Here is a 26,157-nt window from a genome sequence, read left to right as displayed (position 1 = left end):
TCGAGGCCCAGAACAGGGCCTCGCAGATCAGACCGGGTCGTTGCGTCGCAGCAACTCTTCGGGCAAGTGCTCGATGTACTCGTCCTCGGCCGGCGGCATTTGCAGGTGATAGCCCTGCTTGTCGAGGTTTTCCAGCACGATGACGATGTCTTCGCTGGCCAATTTGCGCTCAGGCGACAGCACCAGGTCAAATGAATGTTTCGGCTTGCCGAACGCCAGCATCAGCGCTTCCGGCACGCGCTCGAGTGCATCACTTTTCAGCACGTAAAGGTACATGCCGCTGCGCTTCGAGCTTTGGTAGATGGAACAAATACGTTTCAAGGCTGTTCTCCGGCGGTGGCCAGGCTGTCGAGCAGCGTCTGACCCATGAGTTCGCGGCGCCAGCCACGCAGCGACTCAGGCAATTGGTAAGGACCCTCGGGGTAGCCACTTTTGACCAGCGCTTCGAGGGTTTTCTTGCGTAGCATCAGTTCCGGCGCGATGTCGAGGCGCTCGGCCTCGGCCTGACCCAGCGCACGCAGTTGTTTGATCAACGCAGCAGCTTCGATCGGCAACGGCTCCGGCACGGCAGGCGGCCATTGATCAGGGCCCACACTGCCAGAGCGCTTGATCAGATCAAGCAGAAATTGACCGTCCTGACGCACGGTACGCGGGTGCATGTCTTCGATCTTGCCCAGCGCGGCGAGGTTGTCCGGTTGCGTGCGAGCCAACGGCCACAGCGAATGCTCACGGACGATGCGGTTGCGCGGCAGGTCGCGGGCACGCGCTTCGGTTTCACGCCATGCGCACAGCTCGCGCAATACCGCGAGCTGTGCACGGGAGAGTTTCCACGCCAGTTTGGCTTCGCGGTAAACCTCGTACGGATCGGTTTCGCGGCGCAGGTTGGCCACCAGTTCGGCGCCGTCCTCCAGCACCCAGGCGAACTTGTCGTCGGACAGTTTCGGGCGCAGCTGTACGAAAACTTCCGCGAGATGCACGGCATCTTCAGCGGCGTAGCTGATCTGCGTGTCGGACAACGGACGCTGCAACCAGTCGGAACGGGTTTCGCCCTTCGGCAGTTCGATGCCCAGCACCGCTTGCACCAGGCGCGAATAGCCCATGGAGAAACCGAGGTTCAGATAAGCCGCGCCCAATTGTGTGTCGAACATCGGCGCCGGCAGGCTACCGGTCAGACGCAACAGCACTTCGAGGTCTTCGCTGCAGGCGTGCAGGACTTTCAGCACCGCCGAGTTTTCCAGCAGCGCAGCCAGCGGTTGCCAAGCATTGATGGTCAGCGGATCGATCAGGTAGGCGCGTTTACCGTCGCCAATCTGCAACAGGCCGGCAATCGGGTAGAAGGTGTCGACCCGCATGAATTCGGTGTCGAGGGCAACGAACGGCAGCTGCTGCCACTCGGCGCAAAACTGCGCGAGGCTTTCGTTGTCGCGAATCCAGTGAATATCGATGGCCACACGGCTCTCCCTTGAAGAATGGCGCGCAGTATATATCGCCACCGGCGATTTACGCGCCTGCGAAGGGCAAGAGCTGTAACGAAATGTCCTGCCAATTGGCAAGAATAGTCTGACAGAAGGATCAAACGTGGCCATTACCTGTAGGAGCTGCCGCAGGCTGCGATCTTTTGAACCTGTTTTTGAAGATCAAAAGATCGTCCGATCGCGGCCCGAGCCTTCGGCAGCTCCTACAGCGGGAATGCTTCAGTCCTTGGCCAGCACGCCGTCGATCACTGATCCGCGGCAACCGGCAAACATGTCCAGATCCGGTTGATACACCGAACTCTTCACTTCGAGCAAACCGAGCATCGAGTGGAACAGGTTGTCCTGACTCAGCGGTTTATCGCGGCTCATTTGCAGGCAATGGGTGTCGACCGAGTAGGACTTTTGATAGTTGTCGGAGAACCACGCCAGCATCGCCACGTGCTTCTGTTGTTCCGGCGCCAGCATATACGGCGTGCCATGCAGGAACAGGTTGTACTCACCCAGCGACTCGCCGTGATCGGACAGGTACAACATCGCGGTATCGACTTTGTCCTGATTGTTGCGCAACACATCGATCAGACTCGACAGCACATGGTCGGTGTACACCAGCGTGTTGTCGTAACCGTTGACGATACTTTCGCGGCTGCAATTGTTCAGGGCGTTACTTTCACAGACCGGCGTGAAGTGCTCGTACTCCTTTGGATAACGTTTGAAGTATTCCGGACCGTGACTGCCCATCTGGTGCAGAACCAGCACGGTGTCTTTGTCCAGGTGATCGATAAAGCTTTGCAGCCCTTGCAGCAGGATTTCGTCGCGGCATTCGCTGTGGGCGCACAGTGCCGGGTCTTTCAGGTTGCTGACATCCTGCACGGTGACGCGATCACACGTGCCTTTGCAGCCGGACTGGTTATCGCGCCAGATCACATCGATGCCGGCCCGTTTGAGGACGTCGAGCAGGCCTTCCTCGTTCTTTGCCTTGCTCGCATCGTAGTTCTTGCGGCCCATGTTAGAGAACATGCACGGCACCGAGACGGCAGTTTCCGTGCCGCAGGAATGCACGTCGGTAAATGCGATCAGCCCGGTTTCCTTGTCGAGTTTTGGTGTGGTGTCACGGTTATAGCCGAGGATGCCGAAGTTCTCGGCGCGGGCACTTTCGCCGACCACCAATACAGTCAGGGATTTGCGCGGCTCAAGTTTTACATCGGGATTGCGCTCGGCGTCTTCGCCGATTTTGACGAACGGTTGCTGCGCCGAAACCACTTGCTCACGCAGGTAACCGGCCGCCGCACCAATGTAGTTGCTCGGCACCAGCATCAAGCGAATTTCGTGGTGATTACGAAACAACGATGACAAACCCTGGTAGTTGGCCAATGCCACACCACCAATCACCGCCACCGACGCCACACTGACAATAACCTTGCTCAACAATTCGCGGTGCCAGCGTCGATAATTAATCGGCAATTTCCACAACAATAAAGACGGCAAAACACCGAGAAACAATATATAAACAAACAACTTCAACGAGAGCAGATCACGCACTTCCGTAGCATTGGTTTCGGCAAAGTTACGCAACATGCCCGGGTCAATCATGACGCCATACTGGCTCATGAAATAAGCCACACCAGCGCTGATCAAAAACATCAGCGTCAGCACGGGTTTAAGCAGCGGGCGGAAGGCCACAAAGGTCAGCACGATGTTGAACGCCGCGAAGATCATCACCCCAAACGCCACGCGCATGGCAATGCCCTTGCCGTCTGACGCGGTGATGTCAAACAGGTGCTGCCAGAGCACAACGTTAAAACCAATCAAAAGAAAGGCGCTGGCAATCAACGTCACCCATTCCGGGCGCACGGCTTTTAACTTCAACATGATAAGGGGCAGTTCCTGAAAAGAACCCTCGGTTAGTTGTGAAAAATTCATTAACCAAGGCATGACAAACTTTAGGCAGGCAACCATCAATTTTTTGTGAAAAAGACGCCAACGATTAGTTGGACTGAGAGCAAAGTCTGAAACTTGTGGAGTATTTGGGAATGGTTCAGCTTTTATTCAGCTAACAACCCCTGTAGGAACTGCCGAAGGCTGCGATCTTTTGATCTTGCCGTTAAGACAAAGTCAAAAGATCGCAGCCTCGTTTCACTCGACAGCTCCTACAGGAACCGGCGGGTATTTGATTTTTAGGTAAGGCCGGGGGTTTTCTGATTTCCCCGAATCATAGGGCGCCGCGCCTAATCATCTGCCCTTTCCCAAGGTTTGATGATGGAAAACGTCCGCGCCACTGCCCGTCCCGCTGTCTGGTTGATGCTCGCCGTCATGCTGGTAGCCCTCAATTTGCGCCCTTCGATGGCGGCGGTCGGGCCATTGCTGTCGGCGATTCGCAGCGACATCCCGTTGAGCTTCAGCCTCGCCTCGCTGCTGACCATGCTGCCGGTGATGGCCATGGGACTGGCGATGTTTTTTGGCATCGGCATCAGCCAGCGTCTGGGTGAACGACGCACGGTGCTGTGGTCGTTGCTGCTGATCGGTCTGGCCACGTTGTCGCGGTTGCTTGTCGATTCCGCCGTCGAGTTGATTGTCAGCGCGATTCTGGCCGGTATCGGCATTGCACTGATTCAGGCGTTGATGCCGGCATTGATCAAATCGCGTTTCCCCGACAACGTCGCCCTGTGCATGGGTTTGTACGTCACCTCGATCATGGGCGGCGCCGCCATTTCTGCGTCGTTCGCACCGCTGGTGCTCATCAGCACCGGCAGTTGGCGGATGGGATTGGCCGTTTGGGCCATGCTGGCGATATTCGCTTTGCTGTTCTGGTGGGCACAACGCGGCAACTTGCCTGCGACCGCGAACACTTCAGTCAGAAAAGAAACCTTCTTCAAACATTCCCGCGCCTGGTTACTCGCAATCTTCTTCGGCTTGGGCACTGCGTCCTACACCTGCGTCCTCGCCTGGCTGGCGCCGTACTACGTGGAGAAAGGCTGGAGCGAACAAAACGCCGGCCTGCTGTTAGGTTTTCTGACAGCCATGGAGGTGATTTCCGGCCTGGTAGTGCCAGCCATCGCCAATCGCAGCCGCGACCGACGCATCGTACTGTTCGCATTGCTTGGGTTGATCATCGCCGGTTTCTGCGGCCTGATCCTTAGCCCGCAACACTTCAGCCTGTTGTGGCCCTGCCTGTTGGGTCTGGGCATCGGCGGACTGTTTCCGATGAGCCTGATCGTCTCCCTCGATCACCTCGACAACCCGCAACGCGCCGGCGGCCTGACCGCTTTCGTGCAAGGCATCGGCTATCTGATTGCCGGCCTCTCGCCGCTGATCGCCGGGATGATCCGCGATCAACTGGGCAGTTTCGAATGGGCATGGTGGTCGCTGACCGGCGTGATGCTGATCATGGCGTTGATGGTGTTGCGCTTCGATCCGCGACGTTATTCGCAACACTTCCCGTGATCGGGCTACAGGCCTCTGGCCAGCTTTCAGCGGTTTTAGCGGTAACGTCGTGTTGCTAAAACTTTCTGTCCCACAACTGTCCATGAAACGTCCTACAAGCCTTTGTCCTTGTACCATCGTTCCGTTAGGATCGTTCGCACACGTTTGCGCGGATTCAGCGCAAGGAGCACAGCGGGACGGAACGGATGCTGAACAGTAACTTGCTTCGAAAGCTCGACATGCAGGATCTCATGGTGTTTATCGCCGTGTATGAGCAGAGCAGCGTCACCGAGGTCTCGGAAACGTTGTTCGTCAGTCAGTCCACCGTCAGTTACTGCCTGAAAAAACTGCGCACCAGTTTTGAAGACGAACTCTTCATCAACACCCGCACCGGCATGCGCCCGACCTACAAGGCCAGCAGCATGTACGGCCATGTGCAGAAAATCCTCGAAAGCATCAACCTCTGCCACGCCGGCGCACCGACATTTGACCCGAGCCAGCAAGCGGTCACTTTCAACATCTGCGCCCCGGAATACTTCGAACAACTGATTTTGCCGCGCCTGTTGAAGCGCTTCGACTTCGATGACTTGCCAGTGATGGTCAACATGCACAAGTTCGAAACCGATGTGCCCGCCGATGAGTTGCGCGATGGCAGCCTCGATCTGGTCATCAGTTTCGGCCCCAACTTCCACCGCCACCACACGGACTTGAAGTCGCGCATGTTGCTGGAAGATGACCTGGTCTGCGTCTTCGATAAACGCGCGACGCCGCTGGAACCGCGCCTGAGCCTGCAAGCGTTTACCGAACGCCGGCATGTGTTCCCGACGCCGTGGACGTCGACGACGAATATGGTTGATGGCTGGCTGGCGCGACAGGCGCAAAAACGTCAGATCGTCGCGCGTTCGAACAGTTACAGCGCGGCTTTGAAGATGATCACTGGCACCGATTTCATCCTCACCCTGCCCCGGCGGATTCAGCGGTTACTGACCAACGATGCGGTGTTCAATCACTGCGAGGCGCCGAACGGTTTGCCGGGGTTTACCCTCGACATGCAATGGAGCCAGAGCGTTGATCAGGACAGCGCCAACGTCTGGCTGCGCGAACAAGTGGTCAAGGTGTGCAGTGAACTGCAAGCGGCCTGATTCCTACACGCCGATGACCGTTTTTGTGTAGGACTCGCGATCGATATCGATCAGCTCGACACTCAGCTGCACCTCGACACCGGCCGGCCATTCGCACAGATCCTGCAGCACGGCCAAGAGACTTTGCGACAGCTGTTTCTTGGTCTCCGCTGAACGCCCGCTGAGCAACGCCAACTTCACCGCCACAAAACCGCGCTCGCTCATGGCCGTGCCAACCTTGAAGGTTTCGACCTTCAACGCACGGCTCTTGATATCGAACTCCGCCGCGAACTGACCAGAACCCACCAGCGTGTTATTGAGGCGAATCAACGCGACGTCGGCGTTCAACTGCGGCAGGTTGGCGGTGTATTCCATGTGCAGGTGTGGCATCGGGAGGCTCCAGTCGGGCGGCAGAAAGGTCGTACGTATAACACAGCTGACTTATCGCAAATCCGCCGTGTTGCAAACGCGAGTTAGCTTCGCCGGCGGCGATGTGCCAAAGGCCATCTATCACCGTAGGAGCTGTCGAGTGAAACGAGGCTGCGATCTTTTGATCTTTCAAATGCCAAATCAAAAGATCGCAGCGTGCCGCAGCTCCTACCTGTCAATCAAAAGGCGGTGACGGGCCGTTCACTCATGAACTGCTCCAGCCGGGAACGCAGCCAGCGCTCGGCCGGGTCGCTGTCGACGTGGCTGAGCCAGACCATCGACAAGTCCAGCGTCGGCGTCTTGAACGGGAATGGCTCTTTGAACAGCAACCCCGAAGTGGCCATCGCTGCCGCCGTGTAATCCGGCAGGCTGGCGATCAGATCGGTGCCCGCCAGCAACGCCGGCAAGGCGCTGTACTGCGGCACCGACAGCACCACCTGCCGGGTGCGGCCCAGTTCCGCCAGCCACTCATCCGCAAACCCACTGACATTCGCCGTGTGGGAAACCAGCACATGCGGTCGCGCGCAATATTCATCGAGGGTCAGCGGTGTGTCGGAAGCATCCGCGCGCAGGATGCTCGGTTGAATGTGCCGCAGCAATTTGCGCTTGGCATTCGCCGGCAAGCCACGGGTCTGGCTGATGCCGACGGTGATGTCGCCGGCGGCGAGCAGATCGGGAATGCGCCAGTAGTCGACGTGCTGCACCACAAACACCACGTTCGGCGCTTCCTGACGCAAGGCGCGCAGCAGCGGCGGCAGCAGACCGAACTCGACGTCATCGGACAGACCGATGCGGAAGGTCATGGTGCTCACGGCGGGATCAAAATCGCGGGTCAGGCTGAGTGCCACCGACAACGAATCCAGCGCTGGTTTGAGGTGACGGAAGATATCTTCGGCACGCGCGGTCGGTTCCATGCGATGGCCGACGCGGATGAACAGCGGATCGTTGAGCATCGTGCGCAGGCGATTGAGCGCCGAGCTGATGGTCGGCTGGCCAAGAAACAGCTTCTCGGCCGCCCGGGTTACGTTGCGTTCCAGCATCAAGGTCTCGAACACCACCATCAGGTTGATGTCGGCCTTGCGTAGTTCATTGCGGTTCATCCATTGCTCCCCGATCCCCAGACTGCCGGCAGTGTAGAAAGCAGTTGGGGGCGGCGTCCATCGCCACGATGCGTCCGCTGACCGTCAACCGCTTCGAGGGCTCTGGTCTGTGCCTTTCAGAAACATCCGCCAACGATTGGAAACAAATGTCCGGTAGCCAAAAAACCCGCCTGCGCTAGGCTTGCGTCGATGCGCCACACAGGCTGGCGCACACGCCTATCGCATGGAGCGAACTGAATGTATTTCGAGATTTACAGGCAATCCCGCGGCACCCCGACCACCGGCAAAGGCCAATGGCGCTGGAGGCTGCGCGCGGGCAATCACGAAACCATCGCCAGCGGCGAATCGTACGTGAACAAAGCGGATTGTCTACACGTGATCGAGCTGATCAAAGCGGTACAGGGCGAAACTCCGGTCAAGGAAATTTAACCGCGTGAGTCGATCAAAGGCAGCGTCCTACAGCTCCTTCCTTTTTTGACCGAATGACTGGCGGGCTCCGTTTGCACCCCTACGCTCAGCAACGCAGGGGGCCATCCGGCCCTGTTTTCTCCCGATCATTCACACTCAAAAAGGAGCCGCAGACATGGCCAGAGACAAAGCGAAAGACGACATGCACTTTAACTGCACACAAGCACACGAAGCCGACTACGTCGCCAGCCTCTACCCGCACGCCAAGGAAGAAGTGAAAACCTTCCTCAGCTCGGCCTGCAAGGACAAGACGCTGCACAACTCGACGCATAAGGATGTGTATGAACTGATCAAGCGCAAGTTGGGCCACTCGCAGCCTTGACGGGCTGGAAGTGCGGGGTGATGTAGATCCCGCAGAAATGCAAAAGCCCCACAGGCTTTGGGTCTGTGGGGCTTTTTTTCCATGAGTCGCGGAAAACCCAGAGCAACGCGGACGGTAAGGCTCAGTCACCTGCCGAGCATGCCGTGTCAGGCGTGTGCTTCCCGGTCAAGCACTTCAGCCACCCACTGATTAATACTTTTTCGAGCCAATTGAGCTTTCACTGCAACGGTGGCATGAAGGGCTGGCGCCAATCGCAGGCTCAGATTGCCTGAATAAGGCTTCTGAGGCACTCGACCGAGTTTTGCACACGTTTCCAGATAATCGCTCACTGCCTCCTCGAAGGCAGCTCTAAGTTCTCTGACTGATTCACCGTGGAATCCCACGACATCCTTGATTCCTGCGATGTGACCAACAAACAGACCATCTTCGTCACTGTATTCAATACGGGCAGCATACCCGTTGTAATTCATCACGTTCACGGAATGACTCCTGCTTGTTCTAGAAAAGCCCGAGCATCACGAACCTGGTAGGGCTTTGCTTCTTTGTCTGGATGAGGACGATGAAAGGTAGCAACGACCCCGCTTAACTCAAACCGAACACGCGAACCATTACCCTCCACAGCTTTGGCGCCTACCGCTTTGAAAAGAGACTCTATACGTGTCCATTCCAGCGTAGATGGAGTCGGTCTTGAATATACGGCTTGAAGAGTACCGAGTTGCTTATTGTTCATAGTATTACATCATGATACCGCACCGATATTTGGCAGCTGCGATTAATCTCGCTGATGCATGAAGCGCCCATTTCAATAAATGCAGAAACGCCGCTTATCCATCAATGGAAAGCGGCGTCGTCGTGTCTGGATTTAGAGTGTTTTTGGCACGGAGATCAGAATAATTGAGTTAATCGAAACAGGGTTGTAGGCAAAATCCGAGAGTTTCGTGGGAACGGGCATCTTGCGCGACATCGGAGCAATTCTCGCCTGACCGAGGGTATTCCAGTCCAATTGCACGAGAAACAAAAAAGCCCCGTAGATTTTCATCTACGGGGCTTTTTCTATGTAATGGCGGAGAGATAGGGATTCGAACCCTAGGTACCGGTGAAGGTACAACGGATTTCGAATCCGTCCCATTCGGCCACTCTGGCATCTCTCCAACGGCGCGCATCATAACAACACTTTTACCGAAAGCAAACCCTCTTTCGAAAATTTCTTCGTGCTATCAGATGCTTGCGTCGATTAAAGCGGTACGCCCAGACGATTGGCGACTTCTTCGTAGGCTTCGATGACGTCACCGAGGCCCTGGCGGAAGCGGTCTTTGTCCATCTTCTTCTTGGTGTCCTTGTCCCACAGACGGCAGCCGTCCGGGCTGAACTCGTCGCCGAGGACGATCGAGCCGTCGCTGAACACGCCGAATTCAAGCTTGAAGTCGACCAGCAGCAGGCCGGCGTCGTCGAACAGCTTGGTCAGCACTTCGTTGACCTTGAGCGACAGTTCTTTCATGCGAACCAGTTGCTCGGCGGTGCCCCAACCGAACGCCACAACGTGGGATTCGTTGATGAACGGGTCGCCCTTGGCGTCGTCCTTGAGGAACAGTTCGAAGGTGTAAGGATTGAGCTTCAGGCCTTCTTCGACGCCCAGACGCTTGACCAGGCTGCCCGCGGCGTAGTTACGCACGACGCACTCGACCGGGATCATGTCGAGTTTCTTCACCAGGACTTCGTTGTCGGCCAGCAGTTTGTCGAATTGGGTCGGAATGCCGGCCGCTTCGAGTTTCTGCATGATGAAGGCGTTGAACTTGTTGTTGACCATGCCTTTGCGGTCGAGCTGCTCGATGCGCTTGCCGTCGAACGCCGAGGTGTCGTTGCGAAACAGCAGGATCAAGCGGTCAGCGTCGTCGGTCTTGTAAACCGATTTGGCTTTGCCGCGGTAGAGTTCTTCACGTTTTTCCATGATGGGCTCCGCTTGCTAAGTAGGTGGGCTAGGCGATGTGGCGCCAGTCGAGCCCTGAATCTTGATCGGCCAGTTGCAGCCAGTCCGGGTCGCACCCGAGGGTGTCGACAAAACATTGCCGGGCCAGCTGCGGCAGGTTGTTCTTGCTGCTCAGATGAGCCAGGACAAGGTGTTGCAAACCCTGCCAGCCCAACTCGGACACCAGGAAAGCCGCCTGATGGTTGTTCAAATGTCCCAGCTCGCCGCCCACCCGCTGCTTGAGAAAGTACGGGTAGTGCCCACGGGCCAGCATGTCACGACAATGGTTGGACTCGATCATCAACGCATCGAGATCCCGATAACCGTCCAGCACCCGCTCGCAGTAAGAACCCAGATCGGTCAGCAGGCCGAAGCGCCGCTGCTCTTGATCACTGAAGACATACTGGGTCGGTTCCTGCGCATCGTGGGCCACGGCAATGACCCCGATGTTCAGTGCACCGATCTGCAGTTGCTCGCCGCCGGCCAGCAAGCCTGCGGGTTCAATCGGTTTGCGCATCCCGCGCAGTGTGCCGCGACTGAGGTAGACCGGCAGATTGTAACGCCGAGACAGTAAACCCACGCCATGCACGTGGTCGGCATGTTCGTGGGTTACGAGTATCGCGCTCAGTTGCGCCGGGTTCACACCCAGGCGCAACAGGCGTTTTTCGGTTTCCCGCAGGGAAAAACCACAATCCACCAGCACATACGTATCAGCACTGGCGATCAGCGTGCCGTTCCCTTGGCTACCGCTGCCGAGAACGGCAAAACGCATGGTTGATCAGCCCAGGTTGTCCTGAATCACGCTCAGCACTTTACGCGCCACTTCAGCCGGCGCGACGGTGTTGATGTTTTTCTCGACGGTGACCTGAATGTTCTCGCCAACCTTGCTCAGGCGAACCTGATAACGCTCGGCACGGGATTCAACTTCTTCCTTGGTCGGCGCACTGCCGAACAGGCTGCTGAAGAAACCAGGCTTGTCGTCTTTCTTCTCGGCTTTTTCGGCCAGGTTGATGTAGTACAGGCCGAGGCTGCGGTTGATGTCTTCAACGCGCCATTCGCCTTGTTCCAGTGCACGGCCAACGCTCGACCAGGCACGATCCAGATCGGTACCGACGTTCAACACCGGGTTGCCGCTGCCGTCTTCGCTGAGGCTGACGCGGCTCGGCGTATCGAAATCACGCGAGGCGAGCATCGACACCGAACCGCCCTTCTCGGAGATCCGGCTCATGCTTGCGAGCATGTCGTCGACCAGCGCAGCGTCCAGACCAGTGTTGACCGAGCGGTTGGTGAAATCGACATCGGCGGTGCTGCCGGCAGGACGCTCGGCGCTGACCACGTAGATTTCACTGGTGTTGCGCTGCACGCCTGGCTCGATGCGCACACGGACGCGGGTTTCGCTATCAGTGGCGACGCCGGCCGCGCTCAGGCGCTTGGCCATCGACGCGGACAGCTCATCGGAATGCTGCCAAGTGGTGGTGAATTCGCCGGTTTGCGGACGCTGTTCATCCAGACGGAAACCGTTGTCCTGGAAGAATTGCACCGCCACTGGCCAGACTTCGGCCGGTGGATGCTGGGCCATGACCCAACGCGAATCGCCGCTCTTCTGCAGCGAGTAGTCGGTGGCATCGGCGATGGCCGACAGTGGCTGAGGACGTGGAACCACGTATTCGCCCTTGGCGGTGTCATCAGCGACGTTGCGCGGGATCGGCAGCAGCGGATCCAGACGCTTGGAGGTGCTGACATCCGGTGGCAGTTGCATCGGTGCAGTCTGTTGCGCTTCCAGGTAATCGCTACCACGGTCACGGAAATAACCTTCCGGGCCCCAGACCCATCCGCAGCCACTGGTGCTGGAGATAATCAAGGCAAGTGCGGAAAGTCCGGCCATTCGCTTCATGCGTTGTACTTCCTCAATTAAACCAGGACGCTGCACTGGCGCAGGGCCGAGCGCAGCGTTTCATGACAAGGTGTGCTCAGCCAGGTCAGCGGCAAGCGGATGCCTTCGTGCATCAGGCCCATTTCAACCAAAGCCCACTTCACCGGAATCGGGTTGGCTTCGATGAACAGGTCTTTGTGCAGCGGCATCAGTTTTTCGTTGATGGCCCGTGCGGTGTCGGCGTCGCCTTTCAGCGCGGCCTCACACAGATCGGCCATTTCGCGCGGCGCGACGTTGGCGGTCACGGAGATGTTGCCTTTGCCGCCCAGCAGGATCAGTTCAACGGCGGTTGGATCATCGCCGGACAGCACGATGAAATCTTTGCTCACACCATCGATGATCGCTTTGGCGCGTTTCAGATCGCCGGTGGCTTCCTTGATACCGATGATGTTCGGCACGGTGGACAGGCGAATCACGGTCTCGGCCTGCATGTCGCAAGAGGTGCGGCCCGGAACGTTGTAGAGAATCTGTGGAATGTCGACTGATTCAGCGATGTGCTTGAAGTGCTGGTACAAGCCTTCCTGAGTCGGCTTGTTGTAGTACGGAACGACCAGCAGGCAAGCATCAGCGCCGGCTTCTTTGGCGTTGCGGGTCAGCTCGACGGCTTCGCGGGTCGAGTTGGCGCCAGTGCCAGCGATCACCGGAATGCGCCCGGCAACCTGTTTGACCACGGCTTTGATGACGGCGATGTGTTCTTCTACATCAAGAGTTGCCGACTCGCCGGTAGTACCGACCGCGACAATGGCATGGGTGCCGTTCTTGAGATGGAAGTCCACGAGTTTGCTGAGGCTGTCCCAGTCAAGACGCCCTTGTGCATCCATGGGAGTGACCAGTGCCACCATACTGCCCGCAATCATGAAACCGCTCCTGCCGGAAAAAGAGAGCGGTAATGGTACTGGCGCCAAGATGCTTGCACAAGCGAAGTACTGCGCTGCCGCCATTCCCCTTGGCCGCGCTTTTCGCTACCCTTCAGACTTTGATCGGTACCGATCAGCTTGTACGCCGGGTTTCAGCCTCCCTTTTCGGCCTCCCAGACCCCGTTCCTGCGTCGCATCGACGCGCTCCCGCTATAGTGGAGCGAGCCGCGAGCGCTTGCCGGGTCTATTGCATGGACAGCCAGAACAGGCGCGCCCCGGCCACCAGCGTCCGTCACCTACCGACCGCTCATCGCTTTAGGAATGCTGCATGTCCACCCCCACAGTTCGCGAACAATTCCTTGTCATCAGTGCCCTCGGCGCCAACCCCATGGAGCTGACTAACGTCCTGTGCCGCGCCAGCCATGAAAATCGCTGCGCCGTGGTCACCTCCCGCCTGACTCGCCACGGCGAGTGCAGCGCGTTGATCCTCGAGATCACCGGCAGTTGGGACGCCCTCGCCCGCCTCGAAGGCAGTCTGCCGAGCCTGGCGAAGAAACACGCTTTCACCGCCAACGTGGTGCGCAGCGCGCCGCTGGAAAATCGTCCACAAGCCCTGCCGTACGTGGCTTATGTGAGTTCGGCGTATCGCCCGGACATCATCAACGAGCTGTGCCAGTTCTTCATGGATCACAACGTCGAGCTGGAAAACCTGACCTGCGACACGTATCAGGCACCACAGACCGGCGGCACCATGCTCAACGCCACGTTCACCGTGACCCTGCCGGCCGGCACCCAGATCAGTTGGCTGCGCGACCAGTTCCTCGATTTCTCCGACGCGATGAACCTCGACGCACTGATCGAGCCTTGGCGCCCACAGAACCCAATGTAAGGAAGCTTTCATGGCCGTTGTCATCGACCAACCGGTTGCCGATTTCGAAGCACCTGCCACCAGCGGGCAGACCGTCAAGTTGTCCGCCCTCAAGGGCAAGCAAGTGGCGATCTACTTCTATCCGAAGGACAGCACCCCGGGCTGCACCACTCAAGGTCAGGGCTTTCGTGATCAACATGAAGCGTTCAAGGCTGCCAACACCGAAGTCTTCGGCATTTCGCGCGACAGCCTGAAGTCCCACGAGAACTTCAAAGGCAAGCAGGAATTTCCCTTCGAGTTGATCAGCGACAAGGACGAGGCGGTTTGCCAGTTGTTCGACGTGATCAAGTTGAAGAAGCTATACGGCAAGGAATACCTGGGCGTTGATCGCAGCACCTTCCTGATTGATAAGGACGGTGTGCTGCGTCAGGAATGGCGCGGTGTGAAAGTGCCGGGGCATGTGGATGCTGTTCTGGCTGCTGCTCAGGAACTGAACAAGGCCTAAGATCAAAAGATCGCAGCCTGCGGCAGCTCCTACAGGAGTCGTGCCATCGCGAAATATGCGATCGGGAATCGAATCTGTAGGAGCTGCCGAAGGCTGCGATCTTTTGCTTTAAAGCAGCGGCGCCACCACCGGTTCCTTGCGCGGCCAAGCATCCAACACTGCCTTGAACAGCGTCGCCAGCGGAATCGCAAAAAACACCCCCCAAAATCCCCACAACCCGCCAAACAACAGCACCGCGCAAATAATCGCCACTGGATGCAAGTTGACTGCCTCGGAAAACAGCAACGGCACCAGCACGTTGCCATCCAGCGTCTGGATGATCCCGTACACCGCCATCAAATAGATGAACTGATCGCTCCAGCCCCACTGGAACAGCGCAATCAGCAGCACCGGCACGGTGACCACCACTGCACCCACATACGGCACCACTACCGAAATCCCGACCAGCAACGCCAACAGCGCCGCGTAATTGAGCCCGAGCGCGACGAAAGCGATGTAGGTCACGCCACCACAGATCACGATCTCGATGACTTTGCCGCGAATGTAATTGGCGATCTGTCGGTTCATCTCCTGCGCGACCCGCGTAATCAACGCGCGCTCACGCGGCAGATAACCGCGCACCCACTCGCCGATCATGGCCCGGTCTTTAAGGAAGAAGAACACCAGAATCGGCACCAACACCAGATAGATCATGATGTTCACCAGCAGCGGCAGACTCGACAGCGAAAACGTCAGCGCCCATTGCCCGAACTTGCCGATCTCGCCGCGCGCCGCTTCGATGGCTTGCAGCACTTGCTCGTCGGAGACCAGATGCGGATAGCGCTCCGGCAGCAACAGCAGCAGCGACTGCCACTTGGCAAGCATGCCCGGTAGTTCATTGAACAGCGTGATCAACTGATGCCAGAGCAGCGGCATGACCACGACAATAAACAGCATCAACACGCCCATAAACAGCGCAAACACCAATCCCACGGCTACGCCGCCCGGCACGCGCAGGCGTTCGAGCGTGACCACCAGGCCCTGCATCAGATACGCCAGTACCATCCCCGCCAGTACCGGCGCGAGCATGCCGCCGAGGGTGAGCACGGCGGTGAAGGCAAGAATCAGCAACACTGCCAGCACCACAGCTTCTTCGTCGGAGAAGTAGCGCTGAATCCAGTCGCGTAACACTTTGAACATCAATAATCCTTAGGTTGTTTTACGCTGTCGGCTTCAGGCTTTTTTCAACCAGTAACGGTAAACGCCCGCGTCGTCTTCTTCGAGCAGCAGCGTATGACCGGCCAATTTGGCAAAGGTGCGGAAGTCGCGTTGCGAGCCGGCATCGGTGGCAATCACCTTGAGCACCGCGCCGCTGTGCAGTTTATTCAATTCCATTTTCGCCTTGAGCAACGGCAACGGACAATTCAGGCCACTGGCGTCCAGTTCCACGTCATGGGCTACAGCGTCAGTCATTGCGTCACTCCGGTCGAGATAGTCGAGCTGCCTAGAATATCTGGTCGCAAGCCCGGTGTCCGGCTACAGTAAGGTCTTTGTCTTCTAAGGCTTTGTGCATGACTTTTCTGCGCCCTACCCTGCTGACGCTCGCTTGCCTGCTCGCCTCACCAGGCTTTGCCGACGATCTGCCGTCACTCGGCGACGCCAGTTCTGCCATCGTCTCACCGCAACAGGAATACCAACTCGGTCGCGCCTGGCTGGCGATGTTGCGCAGCCAGGTCTCGCAGCTCAACGATCCGCAACTCAAGGACTACGTCGAGTCCAGCGTGTACAAACTGGTCGAGACCAGCCAGGTCACTGACCGACGCCTCGAATTCATTCTGATCAACAGCCCGCAGCTCAACGCCTTCGCGGCGCCGGGTGGCGTGGTCGGGGTCAACGGTGGTTTGTTCCTCAATGCCCAGACCGAGGGCGAATACGCTTCGGTACTCGCGCACGAATTGGCTCACTTGTCGCAACGCCACTTCGCTCGCGGCGTCGAAGCCTCGCAGCGTATGCAAGTGCCGATGATGGCCGCGCTGCTGGCCGGTATCGTCATTGCGGCGGCCGGTGGCGGTGATGCCGGCATCGCCGCGATTGCCGGCACCCAGGCAGCGGCGATTCAATCGCAACGCACGTTCTCGCGGCAGAACGAACAGGAAGCCGACCGCATCGGCATCCTCAATCTGGAAAAGGCCGGTTACGACCCGCGCTCGATGCCGACGATGTTCGAACGCTTGATGCGTCAGTACCGTTTCGACGCCAAGCCACCCGAATTTCTGCTGACTCACCCGGTGACCGAATCGCGTATCGCCGATACCCGCAACCGCGCCGAACAGGCGAAACCGGGCGGCATCGAAGACACCATGCGCTATCAACTGATTCGTGCACGCGTGCAGTTGATCTACGAAGAAACCCCGGGCCTTGGCGCCAAGCGTTTCCGCGCGCAGCTGGACGAAAACCCGAAAAACGATGTGGCGCGCTACGGTCTGGCCATCGCGCAGATCAAGGGTGGACAGTTGAATGAGGCTCGCGAGAACCTGAAACAACTGCTGGCCAAATCGCCAAACGAGATCATCTACAACCTCGCGCAAGTCGATCTGGACATCACCAACAATCGCCTGCCCGACGCGCAATCGCGTGTTGACCGCATGCTCACGCAGTATCCGGGCAACTATCCGCTGAACCAGGTGCGTGTCGATTTGCTGTTGAAGCAGAATCGCTCTGCCGATGCCGAGAAAGCACTGGAAGGTCTGTTGAAGTCGCGCCCCAACGATCCGGACGTCTGGTACCAAGTTGCCGAGACACGTGGTTTGTCCGGCAACATTATCGGTTTGCATCAGGCTCGCGCCGAATACTTCGCGCTGGTTGGCGATTACCGTCAGGCGATTCAGCAACTCGACTTTGCCAAGCGCAAGGCCGGCAACAACTTCCCATTGTCGTCACGCATCGATGCCCGTCAGCGCGAGCTGATGGAGCAAGAACGCATGATCAAGGACATGATGGGCTGAGTTTTACCCAGTAACACAAAATCTTCGGACACAAAAAAACCGCCTCTTTCGAGGCGGTTTCTTTTTTACCTTGCCGCTGGTTTATTCAGCCAGTTTGAAGGTGATGAAGCTCGCACGACCCTGACGCAGAACGCGCATCGACACCGAACGATTCTTCGGCAACGCTTTGGCGATCTCGCCGAACTCCTTGGTGGAGCCGATGGCCTGGTTGTTCAGGTGCGTGATGACGTCACCCGGTTGCAGACCGATCAGGGCAGCTGGGCCGTCCTGCACTTCCTTGATCACCACACCACCTTTGAGGTCGTAGGTTTTCTTCTGCTCGGCGGTCAGCTCGCCCACGGCAACACCGAGACGGTTGCTGGTGGTTTCAGCGCCAGACTTCGGCAGTGCATCCAGTTCTTTGTCTTCGTCCGGGATGGCGCCAACAGTCAGTTCGACGTTCTTGCGCTTGCCTTCACGAATCACTTCCAGATTGGCTTTGGCGCCAGCCTTCAGTGCGCCAACCAGGTGCGGCAGGTCAGCGGACATAACGATCGGCTGACCGTTCATGCTCAGAATCACGTCGCCAACTTGCAGGCCGCCCTTGGCTGCCGGGCCGTCATCCTGAATCTGTGCAACCAGCGCACCGGCCGGTTTGTCCAGACCGAACGACTCGGCCAGATCCTTGTTCACTTCCTGGATGACCACACCCAACCAGCCACGGCTTACTTTGCCACCGCTCTTCAGCTGATTGGAAACGTCCATCGCCACGTCGATCGGGATGGCGAACGACACGCCCATGAAGCCACCGGAACGGGTGTAGATCTGCGAGTTGATGCCGACCACTTCACCGTTCAGGTTGAACAGCGGGCCCCCGGAGTTGCCCGGGTTGATCGGCACGTCGGTCTGGATGAACGGCACGTAGTTTTCGTTCGGCAGGCTGCGGCCGACGGCGCTGACGATGCCTTGGGTCACGGTGTGGTCAAAGCCAAATGGCGAACCGATCGCGACAACCCATTGGCCGGCTTTCAGATCCTGGGATTTGCCGAGTTTGAGTACTGGCAGGTCTTTGCCTTCGATTTTCAGCAGGGCCACGTCGGAACGCGGGTCGGTGCCGATCAGCTTGGCTTTCATTTCGCTGCGATCAGCCAGACGCACGAGAATTTCGTCAGCATCAGCGATCACATGGTTGTTGGTCAGGATGTAGCCATCCGGAGAGATGATGAAGCCCGAGCCCAGCGATGTCGCTTCACGCTGACGACCACCACCGCCCGGCGAGCGCTGCTGAGGCGGCATGCCGCGCTCGAAGAACTCGCGCAGCATCGGCGGCAAGCCTTCCAGATCCGGCATCTGCTGGTTCACTTTGCGATCCGGCAGTTTCTGCGTGGTACTGATGTTCACCACAGCCGGCGACGCTTGTTCGACCAGTTGCGTGAAGTCCGGCAGGTCGGCCGCTTGCGCAGCAGGCACCGCCTGACCGAGCAATAGCACGGTGGCGAAAATGGACAGATAAGATTTCAAGCTAGGTATCGACATACAGCTCCCGTTACGACGAGCAGGTTTAAGCGATATGGAACAAGAATCACCGGCAACCACAGGCTGGCGCTTTTATTCCAGGAACAACAACAAGGCCAGAGCCGTGAGGCTCTGACCTATAAAAAATTTTCGGGTTATTTGCAAATGAAAATGCTCAGCAAACATTTCATCTCCGTCTCGACGAAGAAGTGGTAGTGACTGGAATCAGCTCACTGCTTGCTGGTGGCGGCACTGTCGTTTCGCATCGACAAGGCGATCCGTTCGGCGGTGCCGATTGGAATCTCGCCAACCACGGTCACCATCATTTCGCCTTCGGGTGTGGTCAGGCGACGGGAAACGGCAACGGTCGGGCCCAGTTGAGTCCGGGTGTCGGTGACGGTCGCGCCGTTCAACGGTTCAAGGAACACCGAAAAACGTGCCAGGCCATCGTCATACATCAGGCTGTTGACCTGTGTTTTGGTTTGCGGATCTTTGTGCGAGGTGCTGCTGGTCAGTTCGAAACCGGGCGGCAACCAGTCCGAACGCCAGACCTGGGCGGTCTTGACGGCGGAGGCCTTGTCGCTGTCCAGCGTCACAGCCTTGCAACCGGCATCGGCTTGCAAGTCTTTGTCGGACGGGACTTCGTCGGTATCTAGACTGGTGAACTGGAAACGTTCGAGCAACTGGCCCTTGTCATTCAACAGCAATGACTTGAGCGGCAGGCCCGTCTGTTTATCCAGATGCAATTCAAAACCGTAACGGTGCTGGTCACGAGGCGTCAGTGAAACGATCACTGCATCGCGACCGGCCACACGCGACTTGCCGATGACAGCAAGGTCATACCAGTTTTTCAGCTTTTTAGGATCCAGGGCACGAGCGGTCGAGTTGGGAGAATCCCCCAGCCCCGCGATCAGGGTGCCGCTGACGCATTGAGTGTGTCCATCAATGCGCACGACTTCCTGAGCCGAGCCGTCGAGCTGAAGCAAACGCTCGCGGACTTGACCGTTCTGGACGCGATGCCAGATGTTGTGGGTAGAAAAACTACCGTTACGCTCGTAAACAAAAGTACCGTGAAAGCTTTGCTGCTGCTCGGCCTGGCCCAGACGGGTCAACCAGTCCTGGGCCTCATCGGCATGGGCTGGAACAATGAACCAGCCACTGAGCAGAAGCGAAAGTAGAGGTATGGCGCGCATGATCCTCCTTAACGGTTTTCCAGGCTTGCGGCACGTGCGTATGGCAGCGCGCTTTCAGTACCTTTCAATGCAGCCTGCTGAGCGTGCTGACGCAGGTAACCTGGCAGACGCTGATCGTGCCAGCCTGGCTGACCTTGCAGTACGCCGTTGGCCATAGGGCCAGTGGCTTCCGAGCTCTCGCTGTAGCCTGCCAGAACAGCCGGGCCTTTCACCTGAGGGGTGGCCAGGGTTGTCTGGTTGCTTTGCTGAGCCAGTTCCACACCAGCGATTTCGTCCTGGTTGTACAGGCGAACACCGGCCAGAACGGCAACAGTTACCGAGGCTGCAACAGCCAGACGGCCAAGGTTGCGCCATGGGCTGCGGGATACTTTGGCCGGAGCCGTTTCGTCTTCCAGCGCAGCAGACACAGCCGCAGCGATATCCAGACGTGGCAGCAGCAGATCCTTGTGCATGGCTGCCCGAGCGATCTGGTAACGAGCCCAGGTCTCACGGGTTTCGACGTCATCAAGTGCATTAATCACTCGACGCAATTCCAGTTCGTCCGCTTCGTTATCCATCACTGCGGACAGCGATTCCTGCAGGGCTTCACGACTCATGGCGTTCCTCTCTTGGCTATCGCCGCTGTCTCAGTTTTCCTGCAACAACGGCTGCAGGGCTTTATCGATGGCCTCCCGAGCGCGGAAAATCCGGGAGCGCACGGTACCCACCGGACACTGCATGACGCTCGCAATGTCCTCGTAACTCAGACCATCGAATTCACGTAAAGTTAACGCCGTACGCAAATCCTCTGGCAGTTGCTGGATGGTTCGATGGACGGTGCCTTCGATCTCATCCCGCAGCAACGCACGTTCTGGTGATTCGAGATCCTTGAGGCCGTGATCGCCGTCGTAGAACTCCGCATCCTCTGAACTTACATCACTATCCGGCGGCCGACGGCCGCGAGAAACCAGGTAGTTCTTTGCCGTGTTAATGGCAATACGGTACAGCCACGTATAAAACGCACTGTCGCCGCGAAAGTTTCCAAGTGCTCGATACGCCTTGATAAAGGCTTCCTGAGCCACGTCCTGGGCTTCATGGGTGTCGTGCACAAAACGCACGATCAACCCGAGAATCTTGTGCTGATATTTCAGCACCAACAGATCGAAAGCTCGCTTGTCGCCGCGTTGAACGCGCTCGACCAGCTGCTGATCCTCTTCCTGGGTTAGCATGAACACTCCTCGATAAGCCCGAAGGAGACTTGCATAACTAAACGACCAGACTTGCAAACATAGACTCGGGCTTTTCGCAAAAGTTCTCCCCCTCCAGGCAAGTTTCCTGCGGGCTCTGATTTGGCACGCACGAAAAACGCAGCACGGGATAAACCGGCTGCGCGAATAATCTTGTTATCGGTTTCGCCGGGCAGGAATCCAACCGCAGATTCCGCACTGAAGCCGACACGTCCCTTGTTTCTGGCACCGACTATTGATCTTGGGCCTTTGGCAAAAGTTCCAATTATTTATAGCCGTGCCTACCCGACATTGGGCAACCCTGGGCGGAAAAAGGCTGTTTCAGCGCCGATACAGTCGTCTTTTCCCAAAACCGGCGAAAAAAACTTCCGACGAAGCACCCGGTTTTTCCCGTCACAGTAGTTTCACAATGCCATATAGGCCCGGCTATTGTGCCGCCCCACCCCTCTATATACTAGTGGGCTGTGTGGCTGACTTGACTCGCCGATCCAGGCGAATCGCGCCACCCCCGACCCGGGTCGCTTTGAGCGGAATCCTGTAATGAGCCAACAATTCCAACATGATGTTCTGGTCATTGGCAGCGGCGCTGCCGGTTTGAGTCTCGCGCTGACCCTGCCGGGTCATTTGCGCATTGCCGTATTGAGCAAGGGCGATCTCGCCAACGGTTCGACCTTCTGGGCCCAGGGTGGCGTTGCCGCCGTGCTGGACGATACCGATACTGTCGAATCCCACGTCGACGACACCCTGAATGCTGGCGGTGGTCTGTGCCACGAAGACGCCGTGCGTTTTACCGTCGAGCACAGCCGTGAAGCCATTCAGTGGCTGATCGACCAAGGTGTGCCATTCACCCGCGACGAACAGTCCGGCACTGAAGACGGTGGATTCGAATTTCACCTGACCCGCGAAGGCGGCCACAGCCATCGGCGCATCATTCATGCCGCTGATGCCACCGGTGCAGCCATCTTCAAAACCCTGCTGGCCCAAGCCAAAGAGCGCTCGAACATCGAACTGCTCGAACAGCGCGTTGCCGTTGATCTGATTACCGAACGCCGCTTGGGCATGGAAGGCGATCGTTGCCTCGGCGCTTATGTGCTGAACCGCAAGACTGGCGAAGTCGACACCTACGGCGCACGATTCGTGATCCTCGCGTCGGGCGGCGCCGCCAAGGTCTACCTCTATACCAGCAACCCCGATGGCGCTTGCGGCGACGGCATCGCCATGGCCTGGCGTTCGGGCTGCCGCGTGGCGAATCTGGAATTCAACCAGTTTCACCCGACCTGCCTGTATCACCCGCAAGCGAAAAGCTTCCTTATTACCGAAGCCCTGCGTGGCGAAGGCGCCCATCTGAAGCTGCCCAACGGCGAACGCTTCATGTATCGCTTCGACAAACGCGCCGAACTGGCCCCGCGCGACATCGTTGCCCGCGCCATCGACCATGAAATGAAGCGTCTGGGCGTCGACTGCGTCTATCTCGACATCAGCCACAAACCCGAAGAATTCATCAAAAGCCACTTCCCGACTGTGTATGAGCGCTGCCTCGGGTTCGGCATCGACATCACTAAACAGCCCATCCCGGTCGTCCCCGCCGCGCATTACACCTGTGGCGGCGTGATGGTCGATCAGCAAGGCCGCACCGATGTGCCAGGTTTGTATGCGATCGGCGAAACCAGCTTCACCGGCCTGCACGGCGCCAACCGCATGGCCAGCAACTCGCTGCTGGAATGCTTCGTCTATGCCCGTTCGGCGGCGGCGGACATTCTTGCGCAACTCGACGATATCGATGCGCCAAGCGCCCTGCCCGTCTGGGACGCCAGCCAGGTCACCGACTCCGACGAGGACGTGATCATTGCGCACAACTGGGATGAGCTGCGCCGGTTCATGTGGGACTACGTCGGCATCGTGCGCACCAACAAGCGTCTGCAACGGGCGCAGCACCGCGTGCGTTTGCTGCTGGACGAGATCGACGAGTTCTACAGTAACTATAAAGTCAGCCGCGACCTGATCGAGCTGCGCAATCTGGCGCAAGTGGCGGAATTGATGATCAGCTCAGCCATGGAGCGCAAGGAAAGTCGCGGTCTGCATTACACCCTCGACTACCCGAACCTGCTGCCCGAAGCGCTCGACACTATTCTGATACCGCCCACCTACGCCGGCTGAACTTGAGCCGCACTCGCAGGCGTCGATGCACATCGGCGACCTGCGAGTCCCGCGGCACACAGATCGATCTGACCCGCCACTCGCCGCGCAAACGAAAGCGCAGCACCACGATCAATGGCAGCGCCAGACTGTCCGGGCGCAGCTGCACCGCTTGCCAGCCAGCCGCCTGATTCCACAATTGCCAGCCATCGGCATCACGGCGCAATCCGCAGAATGCTCGTGGATGACTCAGCAGGATCTGCCGTGGCAACACCCAAACGCCATGCAGCAGACAAGCAAAAGCCCCGAGCAGACTGGCCCAGAGTGGAATAGATAGAAGAAACAAAGCACCCAGTGCGAACGCCTGGGCCAACAGATACGCCGCCAGCAACTGCCGTGAGGCATGCCAGCGGCATTCGAACGTATTACTTGGGCTGGACACGATCCAGGATCATGCGAACCATGCGCTGCAGTTCCGGATCTTCAGACTCGCTGCGCTCCATGAACCAGCCGAACATGTCCTGATCCTCGCACGTCAGCAGACGCACATACAGATCGCGATCCACCTGATTCAACGTCGCGTAGACCTCCTTCACGAACGGCACCAGCAACACGTCAAGCTCAAGCATGCCGCGACGGCTGTGCCAAAAGAGGCGATTCAGTTCAACTTGTTCGACCATGGGGCCCTCCTCAAATTTGGCGGCAAGTATACAGCCCCCAAGCGGGTCGCACAGTCGGCTTTGGTCGGGCACCACCGATCCTTTATCAACTACCCATTTCAACAACGCACCCTTATGATGTGCCCCAGACTTTTTACCCTGCGAAGACCCATGGCCGATTCTGCTTTTTTCTGCACCCTGTCTCATGAAGGCGTTCTCGCGGTTCGCGGCGCGGATGCCGGAAAATTCCTGCAAGGCCAGCTGACCTGCAACCTCAATTACCTCAGTGACACCAAGGCCAGCCTCGGCGCGCGCTGCACGCAGAAAGGCCGGATGCAGTCGAGTTTCCGCATTCTGCTCGAAGGTGACGGCGTGGTGCTGGCGATGGCCAGCGAGTTGCTCGAGCCGCAATTGGCCGATCTGAAAAAATACGCGGTGTTCTCCAAATCGAAACTGACCGACGAAAGCGCCGCCTGGGTGCGTTTTGGTCTGGCGCACGCTGACGCCGCCCTGAGCAGCCTTGGTCTGGACTTGCCGGCAGAAACCGACAGTGTCGTGCGCAACGAAGGGTTGATTGCGATTCGCGTCTCGCCGGATCGCGCCGAACTGTGGGTACCGGCCGATCAAGCCGATGCAATCAAAACCAAACTGTCCGCCGCACTGCCAGAAGCCGCATTGAATCAATGGCTGCTGGGCCAGATCCGCGCCGGCATCGGTCAGGTCATGCCGAGCACGCGCGAGCTGTTCATTCCGCAGATGCTCAATCTGCAAGCCGTCGGTGGCGTGAGTTTCAAGAAAGGCTGCTACACCGGCCAGGAAATCGTCGCGCGCATGCAGTACCTCGGCAAACTCAAACGTCGCCTGTATCGCTTGAGCCTAGACGCGAGCGAACTGCCAGAACCTGGCACACAGCTGTTCGCTCCGAGCCACAACAGCTCCATCGGTGAAGTGGTGCTGGCCGCCAACGCCGAGCAAAACATTGAACTCCTGGCGGTGCTGCAGGCCGAAGCTGCCGAAGCGGGCGATCTGCATCTGGGCAGCCTTGAAGGGCCTGCGTTGCAAGTGCTCGATTTGCCCTACGAACTGGATCGCGACCGCGAAATCCAGCGTTGATCGCAGCCTGGTTGCAACACCCTAGAGAGTCCAAATGAGCGAACTGGCGGAAAAGGTCCAACGGGATTTGGTTGAGGCCATCGATAACGATGACCTGGTTCTGCCAACGTTGCCGGAAGTGGCCCTGCAAATTCGCAAGGCTGCTGAAGATCCGGAAATCAGTGTCAGCGACCTTAGCAAAGTCATCGGTCGCGACACCGCACTGTCGGCGCGCCTGATCAAAGTGGTCAACAGCCCGCTACTGCGCGCCGCGCAAGAAGTGACCGACCTGCACACCGCGATCACGCGGCTGGGCATCAACTACAGCAGCAACCTGGCGATCGGTCTGGTGATGGAGCAGATTTTCCACGCCCGCTCCGAAGTGGTCGAACAGAAGATGCGCGAAGTCTGGCGTAGCAGTCTGGAAATCGCCGGGGTCAGCTATGCGCTGTGCCGCCGCTACACCCAGCTCAAGCCGGATCAAGCGGCGCTGGGCGGGCTGGTGCATCAGATTGGTGTGCTGCCAATTCTGACTTACGCCGAAGATCACTACGAGTTGCTGTCGGATCCGGTCAGCCTCAACCATGTGATCGACCGCATTCATCCGTTGCTCGGTGACAAATTGCTGCGGGTCTGGGAGTTTCCGGAACGGCTGGTGGAATTGCCGGGGCGTTATCAGGATTTCAAACGCGATTCGACGCAGATTGATTATGTCGATCTGGTGCAGGTGGCGAATCTGCATTGCCGTAAAAGCACCGATCATCCGTTTGCGCGGATTGATCTGACGACTGTGCCGGCGTTCAGGAAGTTGGGGATTGATCCGGAGAACAGAGCGCTGTGCGTGGATCTGGAAGAATCGCGGTCGATGTTTTACTAAAATTTGTGGCGAGGGGATTTATCCCCGATGGG

General features: G+C 58.0%; 29 protein-coding genes and 1 tRNA gene. 10 read left to right on the top strand and 20 right to left on the bottom strand.

The genetic code is table 11. The annotated features are described in order from the left end of the window. Positions 1–27: 27 nt before the first annotated feature. From AD669_RS06825 to AD669_RS06815, 3 genes are all read right to left on the bottom strand, one after another. Entirely contained in the window at positions 28–321 is a 294-nt protein-coding gene (locus tag AD669_RS06825; protein ID WP_053118098.1) for a YcgL domain-containing protein, read from the bottom strand. Beyond that, on the bottom strand, positions 318–1,451 hold the full coding sequence (gene rnd, locus AD669_RS06820; protein WP_053118096.1) for a ribonuclease D: 1,134 nt from the start codon (positions 1,449–1,451) through the stop codon (positions 318–320). The genes AD669_RS06825 and rnd overlap by 4 nt, the downstream gene beginning before the upstream one ends. A gap of 243 nt (positions 1,452–1,694) precedes the next feature. Beyond that, positions 1,695–3,344 (bottom strand): phosphoethanolamine transferase, encoded by a 1,650-nt coding sequence (locus AD669_RS06815; protein WP_053118094.1) that lies wholly within the window; start codon positions 3,342–3,344, stop codon positions 1,695–1,697. Between the two features lie 387 nt (positions 3,345–3,731). On the opposite strand from AD669_RS06815, the gene AD669_RS06810 reads away from it, so the two are divergent. After that, entirely contained in the window at positions 3,732–4,916 is a 1,185-nt protein-coding gene (locus AD669_RS06810; RefSeq protein WP_053118092.1) for a cyanate transporter, read from the top strand. Between the two features lie 185 nt (positions 4,917–5,101). Beyond that, on the top strand, positions 5,102–6,037 hold the full coding sequence (locus AD669_RS06805; protein WP_053118090.1) for a LysR family transcriptional regulator: 936 nt from the start codon (positions 5,102–5,104) through the stop codon (positions 6,035–6,037). Positions 6,038–6,040: 3 nt separating this feature from the next. Here the strand turns inward: AD669_RS06805 and AD669_RS06800 are convergent, their stop codons facing one another. After that, a complete protein-coding gene (locus AD669_RS06800; RefSeq protein WP_053118089.1) occupies positions 6,041–6,406 on the bottom strand; it encodes a 5-carboxymethyl-2-hydroxymuconate Delta-isomerase in 366 nt (121 codons plus the stop codon). Positions 6,407–6,624: 218 nt separating this feature from the next. After that, positions 6,625–7,545 carry a LysR substrate-binding domain-containing protein gene (locus AD669_RS06795; RefSeq protein ID WP_053118087.1) on the bottom strand — a complete coding sequence of 307 codons (921 nt, stop codon included), beginning with the start codon at positions 7,543–7,545 and terminating at the stop codon, positions 6,625–6,627. A gap of 237 nt (positions 7,546–7,782) precedes the next feature. Here AD669_RS06795 and AD669_RS06790 point away from each other — a divergent pair, with 237 nt between their 5' ends. Together AD669_RS06790 and AD669_RS06785 are read left to right on the top strand one after the other, a co-directional pair. Next, the gene (locus AD669_RS06790) at positions 7,783–7,974 is read left to right on the top strand and encodes a DUF1508 domain-containing protein (RefSeq protein ID WP_053118085.1); all 192 of its coding nucleotides are present in this window, start codon (positions 7,783–7,785) and stop codon (positions 7,972–7,974) included. Between the two features lie 154 nt (positions 7,975–8,128). After that, entirely contained in the window at positions 8,129–8,335 is a 207-nt protein-coding gene (locus AD669_RS06785) for a hypothetical protein (protein ID WP_053118083.1), read from the top strand. A 146-nt stretch (positions 8,336–8,481) separates the two neighbouring features. Here AD669_RS06785 and AD669_RS06780 read toward each other — a convergent pair whose 3' ends face one another. From AD669_RS06780 to dapA, 7 genes are all read right to left on the bottom strand, one after another. Then, a complete protein-coding gene (locus AD669_RS06780) occupies positions 8,482–8,814 on the bottom strand; it encodes a type II toxin-antitoxin system HicB family antitoxin (protein ID WP_053118080.1) in 333 nt (110 codons plus the stop codon). Next, positions 8,811–9,065, bottom strand: coding sequence for a type II toxin-antitoxin system HicA family toxin (locus AD669_RS28000; protein ID WP_082341402.1), 255 nt, complete (start codon positions 9,063–9,065; stop codon positions 8,811–8,813). The genes AD669_RS06780 and AD669_RS28000 overlap by 4 nt, the downstream gene beginning before the upstream one ends. A 331-nt stretch (positions 9,066–9,396) precedes the next feature. Further along, positions 9,397–9,486 (bottom strand) — tRNA-Ser (locus AD669_RS06775). Between the two features lie 83 nt (positions 9,487–9,569). Then, positions 9,570–10,283 carry a phosphoribosylaminoimidazolesuccinocarboxamide synthase gene (gene purC / locus AD669_RS06770; RefSeq protein WP_008077821.1) on the bottom strand — a complete coding sequence of 238 codons (714 nt, stop codon included), beginning with the start codon at positions 10,281–10,283 and terminating at the stop codon, positions 9,570–9,572. Between the two features lie 28 nt (positions 10,284–10,311). Further along, positions 10,312–11,073, bottom strand: a complete 762-nt coding sequence (locus tag AD669_RS06765; protein ID WP_053118078.1) for an MBL fold metallo-hydrolase — start codon at positions 11,071–11,073, stop codon at positions 10,312–10,314. A gap of 6 nt (positions 11,074–11,079) precedes the next feature. Beyond that, a complete protein-coding gene (bamC, locus tag AD669_RS06760) occupies positions 11,080–12,195 on the bottom strand; it encodes an outer membrane protein assembly factor BamC (protein WP_053118076.1) in 1,116 nt (371 codons plus the stop codon). 17 nt (positions 12,196–12,212) lie between these two features. Further along, a complete protein-coding gene (gene dapA / locus AD669_RS06755) occupies positions 12,213–13,091 on the bottom strand; it encodes a 4-hydroxy-tetrahydrodipicolinate synthase (protein WP_007911392.1) in 879 nt (292 codons plus the stop codon). Between the two features lie 328 nt (positions 13,092–13,419). Here dapA and AD669_RS06750 point away from each other — a divergent pair, with 328 nt between their 5' ends. Then, the gene (locus tag AD669_RS06750; protein WP_053118073.1) at positions 13,420–13,980 is read left to right on the top strand and encodes a glycine cleavage system protein R; all 561 of its coding nucleotides are present in this window, start codon (positions 13,420–13,422) and stop codon (positions 13,978–13,980) included. 10 nt (positions 13,981–13,990) lie between these two features. Continuing rightward, entirely contained in the window at positions 13,991–14,464 is a 474-nt protein-coding gene (locus AD669_RS06745) for a peroxiredoxin (RefSeq protein WP_053118071.1), read from the top strand. A gap of 108 nt (positions 14,465–14,572) precedes the next feature. On the opposite strand, the gene AD669_RS06740 is transcribed toward AD669_RS06745, so the two are convergent. Both AD669_RS06740 and AD669_RS06735 read right to left on the bottom strand, forming a co-directional pair. Continuing rightward, on the bottom strand, positions 14,573–15,643 hold the full coding sequence (locus AD669_RS06740; RefSeq protein ID WP_053118069.1) for an AI-2E family transporter: 1,071 nt from the start codon (positions 15,641–15,643) through the stop codon (positions 14,573–14,575). A 33-nt stretch (positions 15,644–15,676) separates the two neighbouring features. Further along, complete coding sequence (locus AD669_RS06735; RefSeq protein ID WP_053118067.1) at positions 15,677–15,916, bottom strand: sulfurtransferase TusA family protein; 240 nt, start codon at positions 15,914–15,916, stop codon at positions 15,677–15,679. Positions 15,917–16,014: 98 nt separating this feature from the next. Between AD669_RS06735 and AD669_RS06730 the strand changes: the two genes are divergently transcribed. Continuing rightward, positions 16,015–17,448 (top strand): M48 family metalloprotease, encoded by a 1,434-nt coding sequence (locus AD669_RS06730; protein ID WP_053118065.1) that lies wholly within the window; start codon positions 16,015–16,017, stop codon positions 17,446–17,448. 81 nt (positions 17,449–17,529) lie between these two features. Here the strand turns inward: AD669_RS06730 and AD669_RS06725 are convergent, their stop codons facing one another. The 4 genes from AD669_RS06725 to rpoE form a co-directional block, all read right to left on the bottom strand. Beyond that, positions 17,530–18,963, bottom strand: coding sequence for a DegQ family serine endoprotease (locus tag AD669_RS06725; protein ID WP_053118063.1), 1,434 nt, complete (start codon positions 18,961–18,963; stop codon positions 17,530–17,532). Between the two features lie 209 nt (positions 18,964–19,172). Then, positions 19,173–20,135, bottom strand: coding sequence for a MucB/RseB C-terminal domain-containing protein (locus tag AD669_RS06720; protein WP_053118061.1), 963 nt, complete (start codon positions 20,133–20,135; stop codon positions 19,173–19,175). 8 nt (positions 20,136–20,143) lie between these two features. Further along, positions 20,144–20,731, bottom strand: a complete 588-nt coding sequence (locus AD669_RS06715; RefSeq protein ID WP_053118059.1) for a sigma-E factor negative regulatory protein — start codon at positions 20,729–20,731, stop codon at positions 20,144–20,146. 30 nt (positions 20,732–20,761) lie between these two features. Then, positions 20,762–21,343, bottom strand: a complete 582-nt coding sequence (gene rpoE / locus AD669_RS06710) for an RNA polymerase sigma factor RpoE (RefSeq protein WP_003172477.1) — start codon at positions 21,341–21,343, stop codon at positions 20,762–20,764. Positions 21,344–21,901: 558 nt separating this feature from the next. Between rpoE and nadB the strand changes: the two genes are divergently transcribed. Continuing rightward, positions 21,902–23,518, top strand: a complete 1,617-nt coding sequence (gene nadB, locus AD669_RS06705; RefSeq protein WP_053118057.1) for an L-aspartate oxidase — start codon at positions 21,902–21,904, stop codon at positions 23,516–23,518. On the opposite strand, the gene AD669_RS06700 is transcribed toward nadB, so the two are convergent. Together AD669_RS06700 and AD669_RS06695 are read right to left on the bottom strand one after the other, a co-directional pair. Beyond that, positions 23,487–23,939 (bottom strand): protein YgfX, encoded by a 453-nt coding sequence (locus AD669_RS06700; RefSeq protein ID WP_053118055.1) that lies wholly within the window; start codon positions 23,937–23,939, stop codon positions 23,487–23,489. The two genes, nadB and AD669_RS06700, sit on opposite strands and share 32 nt — an antisense overlap. Next, a complete protein-coding gene (locus tag AD669_RS06695; protein WP_053118052.1) occupies positions 23,923–24,177 on the bottom strand; it encodes a succinate dehydrogenase assembly factor 2 in 255 nt (84 codons plus the stop codon). Before AD669_RS06695 ends, AD669_RS06700 begins: the two co-directional genes overlap by 17 nt. A gap of 150 nt (positions 24,178–24,327) precedes the next feature. Here AD669_RS06695 and AD669_RS06690 point away from each other — a divergent pair, with 150 nt between their 5' ends. Next, positions 24,328–25,269 carry a folate-binding protein YgfZ gene (locus AD669_RS06690; protein ID WP_053118051.1) on the top strand — a complete coding sequence of 314 codons (942 nt, stop codon included), beginning with the start codon at positions 24,328–24,330 and terminating at the stop codon, positions 25,267–25,269. 34 nt (positions 25,270–25,303) lie between these two features. Next, positions 25,304–26,125 (top strand): HDOD domain-containing protein, encoded by an 822-nt coding sequence (locus AD669_RS06685; protein WP_053118049.1) that lies wholly within the window; start codon positions 25,304–25,306, stop codon positions 26,123–26,125. Positions 26,126–26,157: the final 32 nt, after the last annotated feature.

Source organism: Pseudomonas sp. P1.31 (assembly GCF_001269815.1).
GTDB lineage: Bacteria > Pseudomonadota > Gammaproteobacteria > Pseudomonadales > Pseudomonadaceae > Aquipseudomonas > Aquipseudomonas rustica.
Note: the sequence above shows the minus strand (reverse complement) of the source record. Positions and strands in the feature narration are given on the sequence as shown.

Excerpts from the sequence above, each read along its gene's own strand:
- AD669_RS06790 (WP_053118085.1), top strand. The coding sequence starts at position 7,783 with ATGTATTTCGAGATTTACAGGCAATCCCGCGGCACCCCGACCACCGGC.
- AD669_RS06805 (WP_053118090.1), top strand. The coding sequence starts at position 5,102 with ATGCTGAACAGTAACTTGCTTCGAAAGCTCGACATGCAGGATCTCATG.
- AD669_RS06720 (WP_053118061.1), bottom strand. The coding sequence starts at position 20,135 with ATGCGCGCCATACCTCTACTTTCGCTTCTGCTCAGTGGCTGGTTCATT.
- dapA (WP_007911392.1), bottom strand. The coding sequence starts at position 13,091 with ATGATTGCGGGCAGTATGGTGGCACTGGTCACTCCCATGGATGCACAA.
- AD669_RS06815 (WP_053118094.1), bottom strand. The coding sequence starts at position 3,344 with ATGTTGAAGTTAAAAGCCGTGCGCCCGGAATGGGTGACGTTGATTGCC.
- AD669_RS06745 (WP_053118071.1), top strand. The coding sequence starts at position 13,991 with ATGGCCGTTGTCATCGACCAACCGGTTGCCGATTTCGAAGCACCTGCC.
- AD669_RS06730 (WP_053118065.1), top strand. The coding sequence starts at position 16,015 with ATGACTTTTCTGCGCCCTACCCTGCTGACGCTCGCTTGCCTGCTCGCC.
- AD669_RS06800 (WP_053118089.1), bottom strand. The coding sequence starts at position 6,406 with ATGCCACACCTGCACATGGAATACACCGCCAACCTGCCGCAGTTGAAC.
- AD669_RS06695 (WP_053118052.1), bottom strand. The coding sequence starts at position 24,177 with ATGGTCGAACAAGTTGAACTGAATCGCCTCTTTTGGCACAGCCGTCGC.
- purC (WP_008077821.1), bottom strand. The coding sequence starts at position 10,283 with ATGGAAAAACGTGAAGAACTCTACCGCGGCAAAGCCAAATCGGTTTAC.
- AD669_RS06810 (WP_053118092.1), top strand. The coding sequence starts at position 3,732 with ATGGAAAACGTCCGCGCCACTGCCCGTCCCGCTGTCTGGTTGATGCTC.
- AD669_RS06715 (WP_053118059.1), bottom strand. The coding sequence starts at position 20,731 with ATGAGTCGTGAAGCCCTGCAGGAATCGCTGTCCGCAGTGATGGATAAC.
- AD669_RS06740 (WP_053118069.1), bottom strand. The coding sequence starts at position 15,643 with ATGTTCAAAGTGTTACGCGACTGGATTCAGCGCTACTTCTCCGACGAA.
- bamC (WP_053118076.1), bottom strand. The coding sequence starts at position 12,195 with ATGAAGCGAATGGCCGGACTTTCCGCACTTGCCTTGATTATCTCCAGC.
- AD669_RS06750 (WP_053118073.1), top strand. The coding sequence starts at position 13,420 with ATGTCCACCCCCACAGTTCGCGAACAATTCCTTGTCATCAGTGCCCTC.
- nadB (WP_053118057.1), top strand. The coding sequence starts at position 21,902 with ATGAGCCAACAATTCCAACATGATGTTCTGGTCATTGGCAGCGGCGCT.
- AD669_RS06690 (WP_053118051.1), top strand. The coding sequence starts at position 24,328 with ATGGCCGATTCTGCTTTTTTCTGCACCCTGTCTCATGAAGGCGTTCTC.
- AD669_RS06735 (WP_053118067.1), bottom strand. The coding sequence starts at position 15,916 with ATGACTGACGCTGTAGCCCATGACGTGGAACTGGACGCCAGTGGCCTG.
- AD669_RS06725 (WP_053118063.1), bottom strand. The coding sequence starts at position 18,963 with ATGTCGATACCTAGCTTGAAATCTTATCTGTCCATTTTCGCCACCGTG.
- AD669_RS06685 (WP_053118049.1), top strand. The coding sequence starts at position 25,304 with ATGAGCGAACTGGCGGAAAAGGTCCAACGGGATTTGGTTGAGGCCATC.
- AD669_RS06765 (WP_053118078.1), bottom strand. The coding sequence starts at position 11,073 with ATGCGTTTTGCCGTTCTCGGCAGCGGTAGCCAAGGGAACGGCACGCTG.
- AD669_RS06785 (WP_053118083.1), top strand. The coding sequence starts at position 8,129 with ATGGCCAGAGACAAAGCGAAAGACGACATGCACTTTAACTGCACACAA.
- AD669_RS06795 (WP_053118087.1), bottom strand. The coding sequence starts at position 7,545 with ATGAACCGCAATGAACTACGCAAGGCCGACATCAACCTGATGGTGGTG.
- rpoE (WP_003172477.1), bottom strand. The coding sequence starts at position 21,343 with ATGCTAACCCAGGAAGAGGATCAGCAGCTGGTCGAGCGCGTTCAACGC.
- AD669_RS28000 (WP_082341402.1), bottom strand. The coding sequence starts at position 9,065 with ATGAACAATAAGCAACTCGGTACTCTTCAAGCCGTATATTCAAGACCG.